General features: G+C 34.7%; 18 protein-coding genes. 10 read left to right on the top strand and 8 right to left on the bottom strand.

Going from position 1 to position 18244, the window contains the following annotated elements; translation table 11 throughout:
- Nucleotides 1-21: 21 nt before the first annotated feature.
- Nucleotides 22-453 carry a TerB family tellurite resistance protein gene (locus C8C87_RS13390; protein ID WP_099714226.1) on the bottom strand — a complete coding sequence of 144 codons (432 nt, stop codon included), beginning with the start codon at nucleotides 451-453 and terminating at the stop codon, nucleotides 22-24.
- Nucleotides 454-632: 179 nt separating this feature from the next.
- On the opposite strand from C8C87_RS13390, the gene C8C87_RS13385 reads away from it, so the two are divergent.
- From C8C87_RS13385 to C8C87_RS13375, 3 genes are read left to right on the top strand one after another with little or no spacing between them, the layout of a single operon-like run.
- A complete protein-coding gene (locus tag C8C87_RS13385; protein WP_121342931.1) occupies nucleotides 633-1226 on the top strand; it encodes a HupE/UreJ family protein in 594 nt (197 codons plus the stop codon).
- Between the two features lie 3 nt (nucleotides 1227-1229).
- Nucleotides 1230-1661, top strand: coding sequence for a dCMP deaminase family protein (locus tag C8C87_RS13380; protein WP_121342930.1), 432 nt, complete (start codon nucleotides 1230-1232; stop codon nucleotides 1659-1661).
- A 13-nt stretch (nucleotides 1662-1674) separates the two neighbouring features.
- On the top strand, nucleotides 1675-3246 hold the full coding sequence (locus C8C87_RS13375; RefSeq protein ID WP_121342929.1) for a S41 family peptidase: 1572 nt from the start codon (nucleotides 1675-1677) through the stop codon (nucleotides 3244-3246).
- A gap of 29 nt (nucleotides 3247-3275) precedes the next feature.
- Here the strand turns inward: C8C87_RS13375 and C8C87_RS13370 are convergent, their stop codons facing one another.
- From C8C87_RS13370 to C8C87_RS13355, 4 genes are all read right to left on the bottom strand, one after another.
- Nucleotides 3276-4025, bottom strand: a complete 750-nt coding sequence (locus tag C8C87_RS13370) for a 1-acyl-sn-glycerol-3-phosphate acyltransferase (RefSeq protein WP_121342928.1) — start codon at nucleotides 4023-4025, stop codon at nucleotides 3276-3278.
- Between the two features lie 66 nt (nucleotides 4026-4091).
- Nucleotides 4092-4697: an FAD-dependent oxidoreductase gene (locus C8C87_RS13365; protein WP_121342927.1), complete on the bottom strand. Its 606-nt coding sequence runs from the start codon at nucleotides 4695-4697 to the stop codon at nucleotides 4092-4094.
- A gap of 2 nt (nucleotides 4698-4699) precedes the next feature.
- Entirely contained in the window at nucleotides 4700-4903 is a 204-nt protein-coding gene (locus C8C87_RS13360; protein ID WP_099714232.1) for a hypothetical protein, read from the bottom strand.
- A gap of 118 nt (nucleotides 4904-5021) precedes the next feature.
- Entirely contained in the window at nucleotides 5022-5600 is a 579-nt protein-coding gene (locus C8C87_RS13355) for a MarC family protein (protein WP_099714233.1), read from the bottom strand.
- Nucleotides 5601-5870: 270 nt separating this feature from the next.
- Between C8C87_RS13355 and C8C87_RS13350 the strand changes: the two genes are divergently transcribed.
- The 5 genes from C8C87_RS13350 to C8C87_RS13325 all read left to right on the top strand — a co-directional run bounded on the left by C8C87_RS13350 (nucleotide 5871) and on the right by C8C87_RS13325 (nucleotide 12735).
- Complete coding sequence (locus tag C8C87_RS13350; protein WP_099714234.1) at nucleotides 5871-6437, top strand: DUF3109 family protein; 567 nt, start codon at nucleotides 5871-5873, stop codon at nucleotides 6435-6437.
- A 263-nt stretch (nucleotides 6438-6700) separates the two neighbouring features.
- A complete protein-coding gene (locus C8C87_RS13345; RefSeq protein WP_121342926.1) occupies nucleotides 6701-7678 on the top strand; it encodes a ribonucleotide-diphosphate reductase subunit beta in 978 nt (325 codons plus the stop codon).
- A gap of 179 nt (nucleotides 7679-7857) precedes the next feature.
- Complete coding sequence (locus tag C8C87_RS13340) at nucleotides 7858-10272, top strand: ribonucleoside-diphosphate reductase subunit alpha (RefSeq protein WP_099716250.1); 2415 nt, start codon at nucleotides 7858-7860, stop codon at nucleotides 10270-10272.
- 535 nt (nucleotides 10273-10807) lie between these two features.
- Nucleotides 10808-11284, top strand: a complete 477-nt coding sequence (locus C8C87_RS13330) for an RDD family protein (protein ID WP_121342924.1) — start codon at nucleotides 10808-10810, stop codon at nucleotides 11282-11284.
- Between the two features lie 104 nt (nucleotides 11285-11388).
- Complete coding sequence (locus tag C8C87_RS13325) at nucleotides 11389-12735, top strand: deoxyguanosinetriphosphate triphosphohydrolase (RefSeq protein WP_121342923.1); 1347 nt, start codon at nucleotides 11389-11391, stop codon at nucleotides 12733-12735.
- Nucleotides 12736-12738: 3 nt separating this feature from the next.
- Here the strand turns inward: C8C87_RS13325 and C8C87_RS13320 are convergent, their stop codons facing one another.
- Nucleotides 12739-13773, bottom strand: a complete 1035-nt coding sequence (locus C8C87_RS13320; protein WP_121342922.1) for a DUF3078 domain-containing protein — start codon at nucleotides 13771-13773, stop codon at nucleotides 12739-12741.
- A gap of 38 nt (nucleotides 13774-13811) precedes the next feature.
- Nucleotides 13812-15593, bottom strand: a complete 1782-nt coding sequence (locus C8C87_RS13315) for a 1-deoxy-D-xylulose-5-phosphate synthase (protein ID WP_121342921.1) — start codon at nucleotides 15591-15593, stop codon at nucleotides 13812-13814.
- Between the two features lie 38 nt (nucleotides 15594-15631).
- Here C8C87_RS13315 and C8C87_RS13310 point away from each other — a divergent pair, with 38 nt between their 5' ends.
- The gene (locus tag C8C87_RS13310; RefSeq protein WP_121342920.1) at nucleotides 15632-16075 is read left to right on the top strand and encodes a nucleoside deaminase; all 444 of its coding nucleotides are present in this window, start codon (nucleotides 15632-15634) and stop codon (nucleotides 16073-16075) included.
- A gap of 23 nt (nucleotides 16076-16098) precedes the next feature.
- Here the strand turns inward: C8C87_RS13310 and C8C87_RS13305 are convergent, their stop codons facing one another.
- Nucleotides 16099-16932 (bottom strand): AraC family transcriptional regulator, encoded by an 834-nt coding sequence (locus tag C8C87_RS13305; RefSeq protein ID WP_121342919.1) that lies wholly within the window; start codon nucleotides 16930-16932, stop codon nucleotides 16099-16101.
- Between the two features lie 121 nt (nucleotides 16933-17053).
- Here C8C87_RS13305 and C8C87_RS13300 point away from each other — a divergent pair, with 121 nt between their 5' ends.
- Complete coding sequence (locus tag C8C87_RS13300) at nucleotides 17054-18220, top strand: MFS transporter (RefSeq protein WP_121342918.1); 1167 nt, start codon at nucleotides 17054-17056, stop codon at nucleotides 18218-18220.
- The last annotated feature ends 24 nt before the right edge of the window (nucleotides 18221-18244 follow it).

The following is an 18244-nucleotide window of genomic DNA, read 5'->3' as shown; positions in this document are numbered from 1 at the left end:
AGCTTTTTTTATACTTTACAATTACTTGTTCATGTTTTGCATTTCGAAAAGGAAAGTATCTAAATCTACTTTTCTATCTACTAATTTAAGTGCTTTATGTATAATATAATCTACATTTTCAGCATTAAAGCCTAGTGCTACTCCAATTTTTCTTAATAATAATTCTTGTGTGTCACCTAACTGATGATCAACGTGAACCATTCTTGCTAAATCAAACAAACGCTCCAGTCTTTGCTCATGTAAATAAGGAGGGTTTATAGGATATTTTAGTGGGTTTTCTAAAATTTCTTCATATTCTGCTTGAGAAATTTCTAATCGAACAGCCAGTTTGTCTAAAAATAGTTTTTCTTCCGGAGCAAACTTATCGTCAGCAAGTGCTACACGAACAATAGCTGAAAAATGACCTTTATTTCTTTGTTTGAATTCGCTATCAAATAAATCTGAAAATGACATAATTATTGTTTTTTTATCTTACAAAGATAAATCTATTTTTAAATTAATGATTTTAATTTTTTTATATTTTTTCTTTGAATTTGATCTCTTTTGAATTGCATTTATTTAAATAATCAAATCAATCATTTTCAAAATTAATCGTAAGTTTACAACCCCTTTATCAACCTAATAAATTACCTATGTCAGAATTTTGGATTTACTTTCAAATAGGATTAAAACACGTTTTAGATATTCATGCTTATGATCATGTTTTATTTTTAATAGCATTAGCAATTCCTTTCTCTTTTAAGGATTGGAAGCGAATTGTGCTTTTGGTAACGCTTTTCACCATTGGACATACGATGGCTTTATTGCTTTCCGTTTTTGGTATAATTGCGATTAAAGTGAATGTTGTTGAATTATTAATTCCAATAACGATATTAATAACGGCGTTGTTTAATCTTTTTACGGCGGGAAAATCAAGCAAAAAAGAAAGTATAAATTTGGTGTTTTTCATCACACTTTTCTTTGGGATAATTCATGGATTGGGCTTTTCAAATTATTTCAAATCGATTCTTGGAGGTGATGCCACTTCTAAAATATTGCCATTGTCAGAGTTTGCATTAGGAATAGAAGCGGCCCAGATTGTAGTGGTTTTTGTGGTTTTGATTTTGTCGTATATTGTTCAAACCGTTTTTAGATTCTCAAAACGCGATTGGACTTTAGTGATGTCGGCATTTATTATTGGGGTAGTGATACCATTGATTGTTGAAAGTGAAATCTGGATTAGATAAAAAATGAACGAAAAAAAATTAAATAAATACGATAAAGCGTATCTTAGAATTGCCAAAGAATGGAGTTTGCTGTCCTATTGTAAACGCAAACAAGTTGGTGCGATTATTGTGCGAGATAGAATGATAATCTCTGATGGTTATAACGGAACTCCAACTGGTTTTGAAAATTGTTGTGAAGATGATGAAGGATTGACGCGTTGGGATGTTTTACATGCCGAAGCAAATGCGATTCTTAAAGTGGCACGATCTACACAATCGTGTGAAGGCGCAACCTTGTATATTACGCTTTCGCCATGTAAAGAGTGCAGCAAATTGATTCATCAATCCGGAATAAAAAGAGTAGTGTATCACAATGGATACCGCGATGATTCAGGAATTCAGTTCCTTGTAAAAGCAGGAGTAGAAGTAGAACACATCCCAGTATTAGAAGAATAATTATTGTCTTCGTATGAAATATAACGTAAAATATTTGCCCATTATTATTTTCTCAACACTCGCTCTGGGAGTTGTGCTGGGCGGAATGTTGAATTTTCCTAACGCAGCTGATTTTGCAGACAGAAATAATTCCAGGAGCAAACTCAACAAATTAATTGATTTTATAGATAATGAATATGTCGATGATATCAACACGGATTCTATTGTAAACCTTACCGTAGATAATATTCTGGCGCAACTCGATCCGCATTCAGTTTATATTCCGCCAAGCGATCAGCTGGAAGTGGTAGAAAGCATGAAAGGTAATTTCGTGGGAATAGGCGTGAATTTCTATATGTATAATGATTCAGTTGCAGTTATAAGACCGGTTGAAAATGGCCCTTCGGCAAAAGCTGGAATAAAGGCTGGCGACCGAATTTTGTATGCTGATAAAACAAAATTATTTGGTCGAAAATTGCCAAGCGACAGTTTGTATTCTAAATTAAAAGGCACTGTAGGTTCTGATATTGAGCTTACTATCTACAGAAAATCTGAAGGTAAAAAACTTAAAGTAAAAATAAAACGGGATGTTATTCCTCTAAAAAGTGTCGATGCCGCTTTACTTTTGAGTGATAAAACCGGTTATATAAAAATAAATAGATTTGCCGAAACTACGTATAGAGAGTTTATGGCGGGTTTAACTAAACTGAAACAACAAGGAGCAAAATCACTTGTAATTGATGTTCGCGATAATGGTGGCGGTTATATGGAAGAAGCCATTGCTATTGCCGATGAATTATTGACAGACAAGCAGCTGATTGTTTTTACTAAAAATAAAAATGGGAATATAGACAAGACATTTGCAACCAAAAAAGGGAGTTTCGAAAACGGAAATGTGTTTGTTTTAATCAATGAAAACAGCGCTTCTGCCAGTGAAATTCTAGCGGGCGCCATTCAGGATAATGACAGAGGAACTATTGTAGGACGTCGTTCTTTTGGAAAAGGATTGGTGCAACGTGAAATGGATTTTGCCGATGGTTCGGCCGTTCGATTGACTATTGCCAGATATTACACACCTACGGGTCGCTCGATTCAAAAACCATATTCGAAAGGAAATGAGGCGTATTTTAAAGAATCAGAAGCTCGTTTTGGAAATGGAGAATTGTATGAAAAAGACAGTATAAAATTTTCGGATACTTTAAAATTCAAAACTAAAAAAGGTAAAATTGTATACGGTGGCGGCGGAATTGTCCCTGACGTTTTTGTACCGCTAGAAGTAGAGCATGGAAATGAAAGTACGGCTTATTTATTGCAATCCGGAATCGTGGGTAATTTTGTTTTCGAACAATTAGATAAAAATCGAAGTGCTTTTAAAGGACTTAATTTCGAACAATTCAAAACTAAAATGAATGAAACGGATTTGTATTTTAATTCGTTTCAAAAATTTATTTTCGGAAACGGATTGGATTTGAATTTTGGAAAAAGCAAGTCATTGGTGAAAAGATACTTGGCTGCTGAATTTGCCCGACAATTGTATGGAGAAAGCTATTATTATGAGATTGTATTGAAAGAAGATGCAATGATTAAGGCAATTTCCAAGAAGTAATTGTGAAGAAAAATATTGTTTAAAAACAACTAATTTTCACTGTCCCAATCTTTCCTGTACAGAATGAGTTCATCGTCTATCATTTTCTTAGACGTGTTTAATAAATAGGTTGCATCTTCAGAATAAATAGGAGGAAAAAAAGTCATTTTAATTTCAGTAGTCCATTTTCCAAAACACTTTAAAAAATGCGGAATGAAAGTATCGTCTCCAACAAAAGCATCCGTTTTTTCTTTATAATCAATGGCAATAGGAATAACGGCAGATTTAATCTTCGTGGCCATCACAAACGAGCCATAATTGAAATCTACAGTCGTTGGCAAAACATCGGTTGTGCCTTCCGGAAAATTAATGATAGAATATCCTTTGGCCAGAACTTCACGAATATTTTCGGCAGTTTCTTGTCTGCTCTTTTGGCATTTTCTATCTACAAATAAAACACCCGATATTTTACAGATATAGCCAATAATAGGCCATGACGCAACTTCTTTCTTCCCTACAGGAAAAGCATGCATTTGATTTACAATAACAATTGGGTCAAAATAAGAACGGTGATTGGCTACAATCAGTCCTTGTATCGTGGGTTTTTCTCCATAAATAATGGTGCGAATACCTAAAATGTAATTGGACACCCGAATTAAAAAATCGCGTAGATGAAGTGCTCTTTTGGAATTAATTTCTTCGCTGCAAAAGAAACTCGTCAAATAGAAAAGAATCGAAAAAAAGGAAACGAATACTATAAAAACAATTAGCCTGGTCAAGCCCAATAATAGTGATAACATAAAAAGTATATTGAAAATGTAAACCTACCACTATTTTTCTTGAGATTTTCCAGAATGAAAATCTATTTACCTGATACTGTCGTGTGCATGAGTCTGTACGCCATCATTCCATAACGTAAGAATATCCGTTGCAACAGCAGCACCACTACCGGCAGCAATGGCCAGTTGGCTTCTCCAGCCTGCTAAAGTTCCTATGGCATAAATTCCTTCAGCCACTTTGTGGTCGCTGTTCTTGAGTTGAATTCGTTGTTTTTCGGGAAGGGATTTTTGATGGGGTTCCACATAATGCATCAATCCATCTATTGCAAAAGAATTTGCGGATCCTATGCCTATGACAATTGTTTTTGTTTGGTAGGAATTTTTGTTTGTGATGACTGTAAATTCAGGAAATTCTCCTTCAATTTTGAGTACTTTTTCCCCTGGAATTTGAGTGATATGTGGATACGCTTTCGAAAGATGTTCGGTGCTTTCCTCTAATAATTCAGAACCTAATTTCCCTGGAGGGATTCCGTAAGCATTATTAAACAGTGCTTCTTGAAGAGATGATGTTTTTTGATGGGTGAAAATGCCAATTCTTTTGTCACTGACAAAGGATTTGTTTTTTGCAGAACCCAAAACGAGTGCGCATGAAATTCCAGAAACGCCACCGCCAACGATGAGAACATCAAACATTATTACAGTTGGTCATTTGATTTCTCTTCAATCTTTTTTGCCATTTTAAAAATCAGAAGAATCAAAACGGCACAAAAAGAAGCAGCAATTCCAATAAAAGCAACTACGCTATCTCCTTGAAATGGATTTCTAAAATCCAACAAAGTAACATTAAATATGATTAGCGCTATTGCTAAAAACACCAAGATGTTAGTGAAAATTTTCATAATACGTTTTTGTTTTTGATATAAAAGAAACAGATTTTTTATTTTAGAAACACATGTCAGCTTAAAATCAGATTATCTTTTAAAATTATCTTAGGGGGTAAATTTATGAAAATTTATTTTAGACGAACAAACCTTTAACATTCGCAGCGAATAATTTAACAGCAATCGCAAGAAGTACAACGCCAAAAGTCTTTCGAATGACGCCGAGCCCATTTTCTCCTAGTATTTTTTCAATTTTAGACGATGATTTCAAAACGATATATACCAGAATAATATTCAAAATTATTGCGATAACAATATTTATAGTAGAAAACTGTGAACGTAAAGAGAGTAAAGTAGTCATTGTTCCTGCTCCGGCTATCAAAGGAAATGCCAGAGGGACGATAGATGCGGAACTCGCTTCTTCATCGCGATAAATCCGAATCCCTAAAATCATTTCTAATGCCAGAAAGAATAATACAAATGAACCTGCAACCGCAAAAGAGTTTACATCAATCCCTATTAAATTCAATAATTCTTCTCCCACAAAAAGGAAAACAATCATGATTATACCCGCTACTATTGAAGCTTTTTCAGATTCTATGTGTCCATGTTTTGATCTTAAATCAACAATAATAGGAATGGTTCCCACGATATCAATTACGGCAAAAAGGACCATTCCAACCGTAATTATTTCTCTAAAATCGATTTCAAACATAATTTTTTTGTTTGCAAAGTTAAACTTTTCGGTAGATTTTTGATTAAAATTAAATTTTATTACAACAATTCTGATTCATTTTTTTACATACTGATTTTCAATTGATTTCTTATTTTTTTTAATTCTATGTTGTTTAAGGTTAGTTTGTTAGTGTGCTCAAAGAGTCAGTAGTTTCGTTGGTTTTCCGAAAAGTTAAAGTTGGTTTTTATCTAAAAAATTACAATTTACTTTGACTACCTTTGCGCTTTATAATCTCAGTACCCCAAAATAATGTTTCAATTAGGAAAAACCATCGTCTCAGAAGACATACTCGAAAAAGATTTTGTTTGCAATTTGTCAGCCTGTAAAGGGGCTTGTTGTGTTGATGGCGATGCGGGAGCTCCATTGAGCGTTGAGGAAACTAAGATATTAGAAGAAATCTATCCAAAAGTAAAACCATTTTTACGTAAACAAGGGATTGCGGCTATTGAAGCGCAAGGAACTTGGACAAAAGGAACTGATGGTGATCTTGAAACGCCACTGATTGATAATAAAGATTGTGCTTACGTAATGTTTGACGGTAAAACAGCTTTGTGCGGTATCGAGCAAGCGTACAATCAAGGTGTGATTGACTGGAAAAAACCTGTTTCTTGTCATTTATATCCTATTCGTGTAAAAGATTTCACGGAGTTTGCTGCCGTTAATTATGACAAATGGGATATTTGTGATCCGGCCTGTTCTTTAGGTCAGGAACTTGAAGTGCCGGTGTATAAATTTGTCAAAGAAGCTTTGGTTAGAAAGTTTGGAGAGGACTGGTATGCAGAGCTTGAAATAGTCGCACAGGAACTCAAAAAATAAATCTAAAATAAATGCAAATTTTCTTGTTTGCTGTTTTTAAAATCCTATATTTTACGGTACTTCAACTCTTTTTTTAAATTTTAAAATACTGATTTTTAAGTATTTAAAATCCACATGAAAAATACCTCAATTTTTTTCGTTTGTTAAAAACTATGGCCGATTGTGAATAAGTTTGACTTTTAATTTCGGCAATATTTCACAATCTTTGTAATCCACAGAAAGCATAAAATTTCGTTAAAATCTCAAAAAAACAAACTACTATAATGGCACAACTTGAACCAATTTTACAAGAAAATAAAAATCGTTTCGTGATTTTTCCAATTAAACACCATGATATTTGGGAATTTTATAAAAGTATGGAAGCTAGTTTCTGGACTGCTGAAGAAATCGATTTATCACAAGATTTAAATGACTGGAATAACAAACTTTCTGATGAGGAACGTTATTTTGTAAAACATATTCTTGCTTTTTTTGCTGCTTCTGACGGAATTGTAAATGAGAATTTAGCTGAAAATTTTGTGAACGAAGTGCAATATGCTGAAGCAAAATTCTTTTACGGTTTTCAAATCATGATGGAAAACATTCACAGTGAAACGTATTCATTATTGATTGATACCTATGTGAAAGATGAAGCAGAGAAAGATGAATTGTTCAATGCTTTAGAAGTTTTCCCTGCGATTAAGAAAAAAGCGGATTGGGCTTTGAAATGGATTGAATCTGATTCGTTTGCAGAGCGTTTGATTGCTTTTGCAGCTGTGGAAGGAATCTTCTTTTCAGGAGCATTTTGTTCTATTTATTGGTTGAAAAAACGTGGGTTAATGCCAGGATTGACGTTTTCTAACGAATTGATTTCTCGCGACGAAGGAGTGCACTGTGATTTTGCAGTACACTTGCACAACCACCATTTAGTAAATAAAGTTCCAAAAGAAAGAATCAGAAGTATTATTGTTGATGCTTTGAATATTGAAAGAGAATTTATCACTGAATCCCTTCCTGTAAGTTTAATAGGAATGAATGCGGTATTAATGACACAATATTTAGAATTTGTTGCCGACAGATTATTAGTTGAATTAGGTTGCGAGAGAGAATACAACACTTCAAATCCTTTTGATTTTATGGACATGATTTCGCTTCAAGGGAAAACAAACTTCTTTGAAAAGAAAGTTGCCGAATATCAAAAAGCAGGTGTTATGAATACCGATGAAGATGCTCAGAAAATTAGTTTTGACGCTGATTTTTAGAAAGTCGTTATCGCATCACGGGCTGTTTTAGCCCCGATGGAAGGGAATATCCTTTCTAGTCCTGAACTTTTTTCAGGACTAGAAAGATTGGAATGACAGCGGGATTAGCTTCCCAAAAAAATGAAACAAATACTCAAAAACGGGAAAGGGATTTTCTGTTTTTTAAAACAATTAAGCGTATGTATGTAGTTAAAAGAGATGGGCACAAAGAGCCTGTAATGTTCGACAAAATCACTGATAGAATTAAAAAACTATGCTATGGTTTGAATGATTTGGTTGATGCTGTGAAAGTGGCAATGCGCGTAATTGAAGGACTTTATGATGGTGTTTCGACATCTGAATTGGATAATCTTGCTGCCGAAACTGCTGCGTCAATGACTATTGCGCATCCGGATTATGCACAATTAGCAGCTCGTATTGCAATCTCAAATTTACATTCGAATACAAAAAAATCATTTTCGGAAACGATGAATGATATGTTCAATTATGTAAACCCAAGAAACGGTCAATATGCTCCGTTGCTTTCTGAGGAAGTACATAAAGTGATTATGGATAATGCAGAGTTTTTAGACTCACATATTATATACAATAGAGATTTCAACTACGATTATTTTGGTTTTAAAACCTTGGAAAGATCGTATTTGCTAAAAATAAACGGTAAAATCGTAGAGCGTCCGCAACACATGTTGATGCGTGTGTCTGTTGGGATTCACTTAGACGATTTGAAATCAGTAATAGAAACGTACGACTTAATGTCGAAAAAGTTCTTTACACATGCAACACCAACTTTATTTAATGCCGGAACTCCAAAACCTCAAATGTCTTCTTGCTTCCTTTTGGCAATGCAAGACGATAGTATTGACGGGATTTATGACACGTTGAAACAAACGGCTAAAATCTCGCAATCAGCAGGTGGAATTGGACTTTCTATTCACAATGTAAGAGCAACTGGTTCTTATATTCGTGGTACTAACGGAACCTCTAACGGAATTGTTCCTATGTTACGTGTTTTCAATGATACAGCGCGTTATGTAGATCAAGGAGGAGGAAAACGTAAAGGAAGTTTTGCTATTTATATCGAAACTTGGCATGCGGATATTTTTGAATTCCTAGACTTGAAAAAGAATACTGGAAAAGAAGAAATGCGTGCAAGAGATTTGTTTTTTGCCATGTGGACTTCGGATTTGTTTATGAAAAGAGTACAAGAAGACAGTTATTGGACCTTGATGTGTCCTAATGAATGTCCTGGATTGTATGACGTTTATGGAGACGATTTCGAAAAAATGTACACGGATTACGAAAAAGCAGGAAAAGGTAGAAAAACCATCAAAGCGCATGAATTGTGGGAGAAAATTCTGGAATCACAAATCGAAACTGGAACGCCTTACATGTTGTATAAAGATGCAGCTAATAGAAAATCAAACCAAAAAAATCTAGGTACAATTCGTTCTTCGAATTTGTGTACGGAGATTATGGAATATACTTCTAAAGATGAAATCGCGGTTTGTAACCTTGCTTCACTTTCGTTGCCAATGTTTGTGGAAAACAAAAAATTCAATCACGATTTGTTGTTCACCGTTACCAAACGTGTAACCAGAAACTTGAATAAAGTTATTGATAGAAATTATTATCCGGTAAAAGAAGCTGAAAACTCAAATATGCGTCACAGACCAGTTGGTCTTGGAGTACAAGGGCTAGCCGATGCTTTTATTATGTTGCGCTTGCCGTTTACGAGTGACGAAGCTAAAAAAATGAACCAGGATATTTTTGAAACTTTATATTTTGCAGCAGTTACCGCTTCTATGGAAATGGCCAAAGAAGAAGGACCGTATTCTACTTTTGAAGGTTCGCCAATGTCACAAGGAGAATTTCAGTTCAATTTGTGGGGAATGAAAGATGAAGAATTATCTGGTCGTTGGGACTGGGCTTCCTTGAGAAAAGAAGTGATGAAACATGGTGTTAGAAACTCATTATTAGTAGCGCCAATGCCAACGGCTTCGACTTCTCAAATTTTGGGTAACAACGAAGCATTCGAACCATATACTTCTAATATTTACACCAGAAGAGTACTTTCGGGTGAGTTTATTGTGGTAAACAAACACTTGTTACACGATTTAGTGGAACGCGGTTTGTGGAACGAAACCTTGAAACAAGAATTAATGCGAAATAACGGTTCTGTTCAAGCGCTTGATATTCCGCAAGACTTGAAAGAATTGTACAAAACCGTTTGGGAAATGTCTATGAAAGACATTATCGATATGTCACGTCAACGTGGTTATTTTGTGGATCAATCACAATCGTTGAACTTATTCATGCAAAATGCCAATTATTCTAAATTGACATCGATGCATTTCTACGCTTGGCAATCAGGATTGAAAACGGGAATGTATTATCTAAGAACAAAAGCTGCGGTGGATGCGATTAAATTTACATTGAACAATGATAAAAAAGCAGATCCAATTGAAGTGAAAGAACAACCAATTGCAGTTCCTGTAGTAGCTGAAGCAGTAGAAATGACGGCTGAAGAATACAGAGCAATGATTGAATTGTCTAAAAATGCCGGTCCAGACGAATGTGAAATGTGTGGGAGTTAAATAAAATAAAAAAGGCTTCAATTCGAGTTGAAGCCTTTTTTTAATTAATTATAGATAATAGAATTGAAGTTCTATTCTATAGCCAAAAGTGTATTTGTTTTGAGACTTCAAATATAAAATTTTTTGGTAAAAAAAGGACTTCTTTATTGTTAAATTTTAATATTTTTCAAATATGAGTCCAAAACAGGATGATAGTTTTGAGTACATTTTTAGAAAATGTATCACAACGAGAGATGGAAGAAGAATTTGTAAAACAGACGGAAGTTGTTTTAAGATTCGAATTAAAAAAAGTAGTTAAATCTAAAAGCAGTTATTGTAATGATAACTGCTTTTTTTTGGAGCTATTTACTTCGTCAGTTCGCTTCGCTCGTGTCCTGCTTTCCGTTTCAATCTTTTTATTTTTAAAGAAAAAATAAAAAGGATTTTCACTTCAATCAGGGCTAAAATATCAGGAAGTTACTTCTGAAATTTGTAAATAATTCACTATATTTGAGATAGTTATCATTATAAGTAATCATTTTTTATACGAACTACTATGGAAAATAAAAAATTTACTGTTACAGATGATTTATTAGCTTCCAAAAGCCAACGTCTCCTGAATCTCATTATCGATGTATTGATTATTTATATCATCGAAATCACCATTGGCACCACCATCATTATAATAGGAGATTTGACCCATAGTTATGCTGCGTCGAATTGGGTTACATCATTAAGCCTAATTGAAAGCTTCTTTTTTGGACTGATTATCCTGTTTTTTTATTACTCAATTACCGAAATGTATTTCTCCAGAACCTTCGCTAAATATTTTACAAAAACACTAGTTGTAAAAAACGACGGTTCAAAACCCAATATGAAAAGCATTATTATACGTACAGTATCGAGATTAATTCCTTTGGAGCCTTTTTCTTTTTTAATGGCTGAGAGAGGATGGCATGATACATTGTCCGTTACGTATGTGGTGAAAAAGCATGAATTTATAGAAAAAAAGAAATTGTTTTCGGGGGTGTAAGAAAGTAGAAAAGATAAAAACTGCAGTCATTTTAGGCTGCTTTTTTGTTTTTAAACACATCCTTTTCTTTATATTCGCTCCTTGTAAATACCAAAAATAAAATCATGAACTGGGAACAACTTTTATCACTAAGACGACAAGGCGACAAAGGCAAAAGATTGCGTGTAGAACAAGACGATACCCGTTTGGGTTTTGAAGTTGACTATGACCGTATTATCTTCTCCTCCGCTTTTAGAAGTTTACAGGATAAAACACAGGTTATTCCTTTATCAAAAACTGATTTTGTGCACACCAGATTGACGCACAGTTTAGAAGTTTCGGTTGTGGGGCGTTCTTTAGGACGATTAGTCGGTAAAAAAATCATCGAAAAATATCCACACTTAAAAGAAGTTCACGGATATCATATGAATGATTTTGGGGCTATTGTTGCCGCAGCATCTTTGGCACATGATATTGGGAATCCACCTTTTGGACATTCTGGTGAAAAAGCGATTGGAGAATATTTTTCGATTGGAAAAGGACAGCAATACAAAGATCAGCTTACCGCAAAAGAATGGCAGGATTTAATTGATTTTGAAGGGAATGCCAATGGGTTTTCAGTACTGACGGCTAGTCGCCCCGGAATTGAAGGCGGACTTCGAATTTCGTATGCGACTCTTGGTGCTTTTATGAAATACCCAAAAGAAAGCTTGCCTAAAAAACCAACTAAAGACATTGCCGATAAAAAATACGGTTTCTTTCAAACCGAAAAAGCCTTTTTTCAAGATGTGGCTTCTGACATGGGTTTAATTCCAAATAAATCCGGAGATAATATAGGTTTCGAAAGACATCCTTTGGCATATTTAGTCGAAGCTGCGGATGATATTTGTTACACCATTATTGATTTTGAAGACGGTATTAATTTAGGATTAGTTTCGGAGGATTTTGCTTTAGAATATTTGATAAAATTGGTAAAAGACAGTATTGACACCTCTAAATACAAAACTTTAGAAACCAAAGAAGATAGAATCAGTTATTTGCGTGCTTTGGCAATTGGTAGTTTAATTAATGATGCTGTGAAAGTTTTTATCGAAAATGAAGCATTAATTATGGATGGTAAATTCCCGTTTGCTATCATGGATAAAAGTAAGTACAAAGCGCAGATGGATGATATCATTAAAATCAGCGTTAAAAACATTTACCAAAGCCGTGAAGTCATCGAGAAAGAAATTGTCGGGTACCAAATTATACAAACCTTGTTAGATAAATTCATAACGGCTTTCAATAATAAATTCAACGGAAATGCGTCCAACTATGATACCTTAATCCTGAAAATGTTGCCTGAGAAACATCATTTGGAAAAAGAGAATCTATATGGTAGATTACTCCATATTTGCCATTATGTGTCACTTTTGACTGATGGGAATGCGCTTGAATTATTTGAAACTATTAATGGTAGAAAGAAGAATTAATTTTTAAAAAATATATTCGATTCCAACTCCAATCGCTTGGCGGACCTGAGTTTTTGGACCTTCGGTTACTTGTATTCCAGCAATTTCTCTTTTAGATTTGATGTCATCGTCATAGATAACATGTGCTCCAATATTGGCTTTTACATATTGATTCACCACAAGTTCTACTAGAAAGTCACAATCTACATCTATGTTTCCAAAACGATTTACATAATCAGAATATAAGCTTAGACGATTTTCCAGATTGATATTTTTGAAGATTTCTTTTTTGTATTTATTGGTTATTAAAAAACCAAGTTCCATTTTTGATCTTTCTCCTTCGGTGAGTAGATTTCCTTCTAGGTCATAGGTAGCCTTGGCAACACCAAAAGCACCTTGATCTGCCAATCTTTGATCTAAAACTAAGGTTGTTTTAAATGTAAATGGCGAGATATAAAACGTTCTTTTCTTTTCTTTATCAATGTTTTCAGCACCTACTCCCATAAAAACATAAGCTGGCGCAAAAGGTTTTGAGATTGCTTTTTCAGTATTTGGATATGCATAACCATTCGTGAATTGCGTGTTAAAATTGAATTTAGCCGAATGATACCAGTTGGAAAGAGTGTCTTTTCTGTAGCCAAATGTGGAGTTTAATTGTATCGCATCTTCTGTTTTTCGTATGTCGATTCCGTCTTGTTTATTCAAACCGTATTTAACGATTAATTCATTCGACCAGTTGTAATTGCTCCTGGCGTAAACTCTATGAAATTTTCCTTTAAATAATCCTGAAATCGAACTTGTTCCCCCTGCACTCCAGTTGACAAAGGCAACTTCAGAGATGTCAAAACCTAAACTGTTTTTTTTACTCCAATGGGATAATGGAAGATAATACGTCAGAGTTTGTATTTTAAATGCTACTTTCAACGGTTTGTTTGCTGTAGAAAGCGTCGTTATAGGCCTAAGTGTGTCAGATAACGGTGTGATTCTTATTTCTTGGGAGAAACTATTAAATGAGATTGTAAAAGTAAGTACAAGGAGTGTGTAGGTTAATAATTTCATTTTGGACTAGTTGTGTTTAAGGTTGCAAAATAATTATTTTAATAACTCGAAAAAAGTATTTCAAGACTTTTAACGTCAATTTTGCAATATTGTTGTAATTCAGCTACAGTTCCATGTTCAATAAACGCATCTGGAATACCAAGAGTCGTTATTTTTGAGGTATAATTATGCTCTGAGGCGAACTCGAGAATCGCACTTCCAAAACCGCCTTTTACGGCACCATCTTCTATAGTAATGATTGTTGCGAATTCTGTAAAAATGGTATGTAATGCATTTTCGTCTAATGGTTTAACAAATGGAAAGTCATAATGAGCAATGGTTTCTGGATGCTTTATTTTGGCTATAGCCAAAGTGACATTATTGCCAATAGTTCCATTGGATAAAACGGCTACTTTTGAACCTTCTTTTATACAAGCACTTTTTCCAATTTCTATTTTTTTGTACGTTCCAAGATGTTGCGTCTGCCAATCGGCAATAACACCGCGTCCTCTTGGATAACGGATAGCGATAGGATGATCTAATCCCAATTGTGCGGTGTATAAAATATTTTGTAATGCTATTTCGTTGCAAGGCGCATAAACAATCATATTAGGAATACAACGTAAATAAGCCAAATCGAAAACACCGTGGTGCGTTGCGCCGTCTTCTCCTACTAAACCGGCTCTATCCAAACAAAAAATCACTGGAAGATTCTGTAAAGCCACATCGTGAATCACCTGATCGTATCCTCTTTGTAAAAAAGTGGAGTAAATGTTACAAAAAACGACCATTCCTTGAGTTGCCATTCCGGCTGCTAAAGTCACAGCGTGTTGCTCGGCGATTCCTACATCAAAAGCACGTTTTGGAAAAGCCTCCATCATAAATTTCAAGGAGCTTCCAGATGGCATTGCAGGCGTAATTCCTATGATTTTTTCATTTTTTTTAGCTAAATCCAATACGGTCAAGCCAAAAACATCCTGATATTTTGGAGGTAGATTTTCTTCGGATTTGATGTGAATTTCTCCTGTTGCAGCGTCAAATTTTCCGGGGGCATGATATTTTACCTGATTTTCTTCGGCTTGTTGCAGTCCTTTTCCTTTGGTGGTAATGATATGAAGGAATTTTGGTCCTTTGGTTTTTTGTAAACGTTTCAATTCTTTGATGACAGCAAAAATATCATGACCGTCTATTGGACCTGAATAATTAAAATTCAAAGACTTAATCATGTTGTTTTGCCTCGGATTTTTTCCTGCTTTTACGGCAGTGAGGTATTGTTTCAAAGCACCTACACTTGGGTCAATTCCAATAGCATTATCATTAAGAATAACCAATAAATTAGCATCGGTAACTCCGGCATGATTTAATCCTTCAAACGCCATTCCTGATGCGATAGAAGCATCTCCAATCACCGCAATGTGTTGTTTATTGAAATCGCCTTTCAAATTAGAGGCAATTGCCATTCCTAAAGCTGCCGAAATAGAAGTAGAGGAGTGGCCTACGCCAAAAGCATCGTAAATACTCTCACTTCTTTTTGGGAAACCGGAAATACCGCCCAATTGTCTGTTAGTATGAAAATTTTTTCTTCTTCCTGTCAGTATTTTATGTCCGTAGGCTTGATGACCTACATCCCAAATCAATAAATCATTCGGTGTGTCAAACACATAATGCAAGGCAATGGTCAATTCTATAACGCCAAGACTGGCGCCAAGATGGCCTTCCTTTACAGCCACAATATCGATAATGAAATCACGTAATTCCTGCGCCACCTGAGGAAGTTGGGCTTCATCAAGCAGTCTTAAATCGGTTGGGTTATTGATGTTTGAAAGTAAATTATCTGACATAAAGCAAATGTACGAATTGAATTCTTATTTTTGTAGCTATGATAAATCCTTTCACCGACGAATATTTTATGAAAAAAGCTTTGCAGGAAGCCGAAATGGCTTTTGAAAAAGGCGAAATTCCTGTTGGTGCTATTGTTGTAATTGATAATAAAGTGATTGCCAGAGGGCATAATCTTACTGAAATGCTGGTTGATGTTACGGCTCATGCCGAAATGCAGGCTATTACTGCAGCAGCTAATTTTCTTGGAGGTAAATATTTAATTGGTTGCACGCTTTATGTCACACTGGAACCTTGCCAGATGTGCGCCGGTGCTTTGTATTGGAGTCAGATTTCTAAAATTGTTTTTGGTGCCAGCGATGAAAATCGCGGTTTTGTAAAAATGGGAACGCAATTGCATCCTAAAACTACTGTTGTTTCTGGAATTCTGGCAAATGAGGCTTCGGAGTTGATGAAGCGATTTTTTGCCGAAAGAAGAAAATAAAAACAATCCTAAATTAGAAAAAACTACAACTTTTTAAAGTCGCTGGGCTTCATGTTTTTTTGTTTTTTAAAATAATTAGACAGATGACTTTCATCTGTAAAGCCAAATTCATAGGCAATTTGTTTGATGGGCACTTGATTGTTGAAAAATCTTTTTTCGATTAATTTGGTTCGCAGGTTGTTAATATAATCTCTATAAGTTATTGAAAAACTTCGTTTAAAATACGTGCCGAAGTAGGTAGTGGCTATATTAAAATGCGTCGAAATTGATTTTATTTGAACCAGTTTTGGATTATAAATGTTTTGATGAATATAAGATATGATTTGCTCGTTATCAATACCAGTTCCTGTAATTTGCATATTCATACAGCGCATCGTTTCCTTTATTAATCCGAAAATTGACAAAACTTGGTAAAAAACAATTGGCGATGAAGAAACATTCGTTTTGCTATTGTAAGCAGTAATGTTTTCTATCGTATTTTTTAAAATGGTTTTGCAAGGTTCATCTAGTTTTAAGACATTTTCTTTTAGTGATTTATCTCTCATAAAATTTTCCGGCGTATTCAACAGAAATTCATCACAGGATAGCTTTTTATTGGAATTAAAATAATTGTCGGTAAATTTTATAAAGACAAAACGCGTACTTTTTTTAATGTCAAAATAGTGCTCATCGTCAGGTGAAATCACAAATAAATCTCCCGTTTTATAGGATAATAAATTATTGTTCAGGTGATGAATCCCGTTTCCTTTTACTATGTAGATGATTTCATAATACGTATGACTGTGAGTGGGAAGGTGAAATTTGTCTTCTTCGAATTCATCAATAACTAATGTTTCAAATTGATTTAATTTAGGCATAGCGTATAATTACAATTTTATATTGCAAATGTACAACTTGTTTGGATTTGTTATAAATAAATTTGTCGGATGAAAAAACAATCGATTTTAAAACACTCATATTAATATTTTATAAAACAAAATGAAGAAAAGTCTCATCGCGCTCTCATTGGGCGGTTTAACTATAGGAATAACTGAATTTGTGATGATGGGTTTATTGCCCGATATTGCATCAGATTTAAAGATTTCAATACCGGTAGCTGGACATTTAATTTCTGCCTATGCTTTAGGAGTTGTAATAGGCGCGCCCTTATTGGTCATCATTGCGAGAAATTATCCTCCTAAAAAAATACTTTTGATTTTGGCAGCTATGCTTGCCTTTTTCAATGCGCTTTCGATTATTGCACCCAATTATGAATTTTTATTCGCTACAAGATTGCTTTCTGGATTGCCTCACGGAGCCTTTTTTGGAGTTGGAGCTGTTGTTGCCAGCAGTCTGGCTGACAAAGGAAAAGAAGCGCAGGCTATCTCTATCATGTTTTCGGGATTGACAATTGCAAACCTTGCGGGAGTGCCAATAGGAACCTACATTGGGCATCATTATACGTGGCGTTATACGTTTATAATAATTGCAATTGTTGGATTTTTAACTTTTGTTTCTCTTTATTTTTGGATGCCAAATCTAAAAGCTGGCGCCAAAGAAACAATTAAAAGTCAGTTACAGTTTTTCAAAAAAACAGAAGCCTGGCTAATCATTTCAATTACTGCTTTTGGTTTTGGGGGATTATTTTGCTGGATTAGTTATATAGCCCCGTTACTCACAGATATTTCTAAATTTTCAGCCGGAGATGTGCCTTATATCCTAATCCTAGCTGGTTTAGGAATGGTTTTTGGAAATTTTATCGGAGGAAAATTAGCAGATAGATTTTCTCCTGCAAAAACAATTGTGATGTTGCTTTTTATAATGGCCTTGGATTTATTATTAGTGTATTTCTTTTCTTCAAACCAGTATATGACTCTGGCATTAGTGTTTTCTACGGGTTGTATTTCTTTTGCGGTTGTGGCTCCAATACAGGTGCTTATGATTCAGACGGCTGTAGGTGCAGAAATGATTGCTTCGGCTGCGATACAAGCTGCATTTAATATAGGAAATGCTTTAGGAGCTTTTCTTGGCGGATTGCCTTTGGTGTTTGGATTTAGTTATGCATCTCCCAACTTAGTAGGTGTTGGTATGTCTATAGTAGGAGTTCTAATTACTTTTATATTTCTCCAGATAAAGAGAAGTGCTTTGAAACTGCAAGTTGTTTAAATTTACGGTTTTATCAGTAATAAA

It is taken from the genome of Flavobacterium sp. 120 (genome assembly GCF_003633605.1).
GTDB classification, from domain to species: domain Bacteria; phylum Bacteroidota; class Bacteroidia; order Flavobacteriales; family Flavobacteriaceae; genus Flavobacterium; species Flavobacterium algoritolerans.
This window is presented reverse-complemented; position numbering and strand designations above follow the sequence as displayed.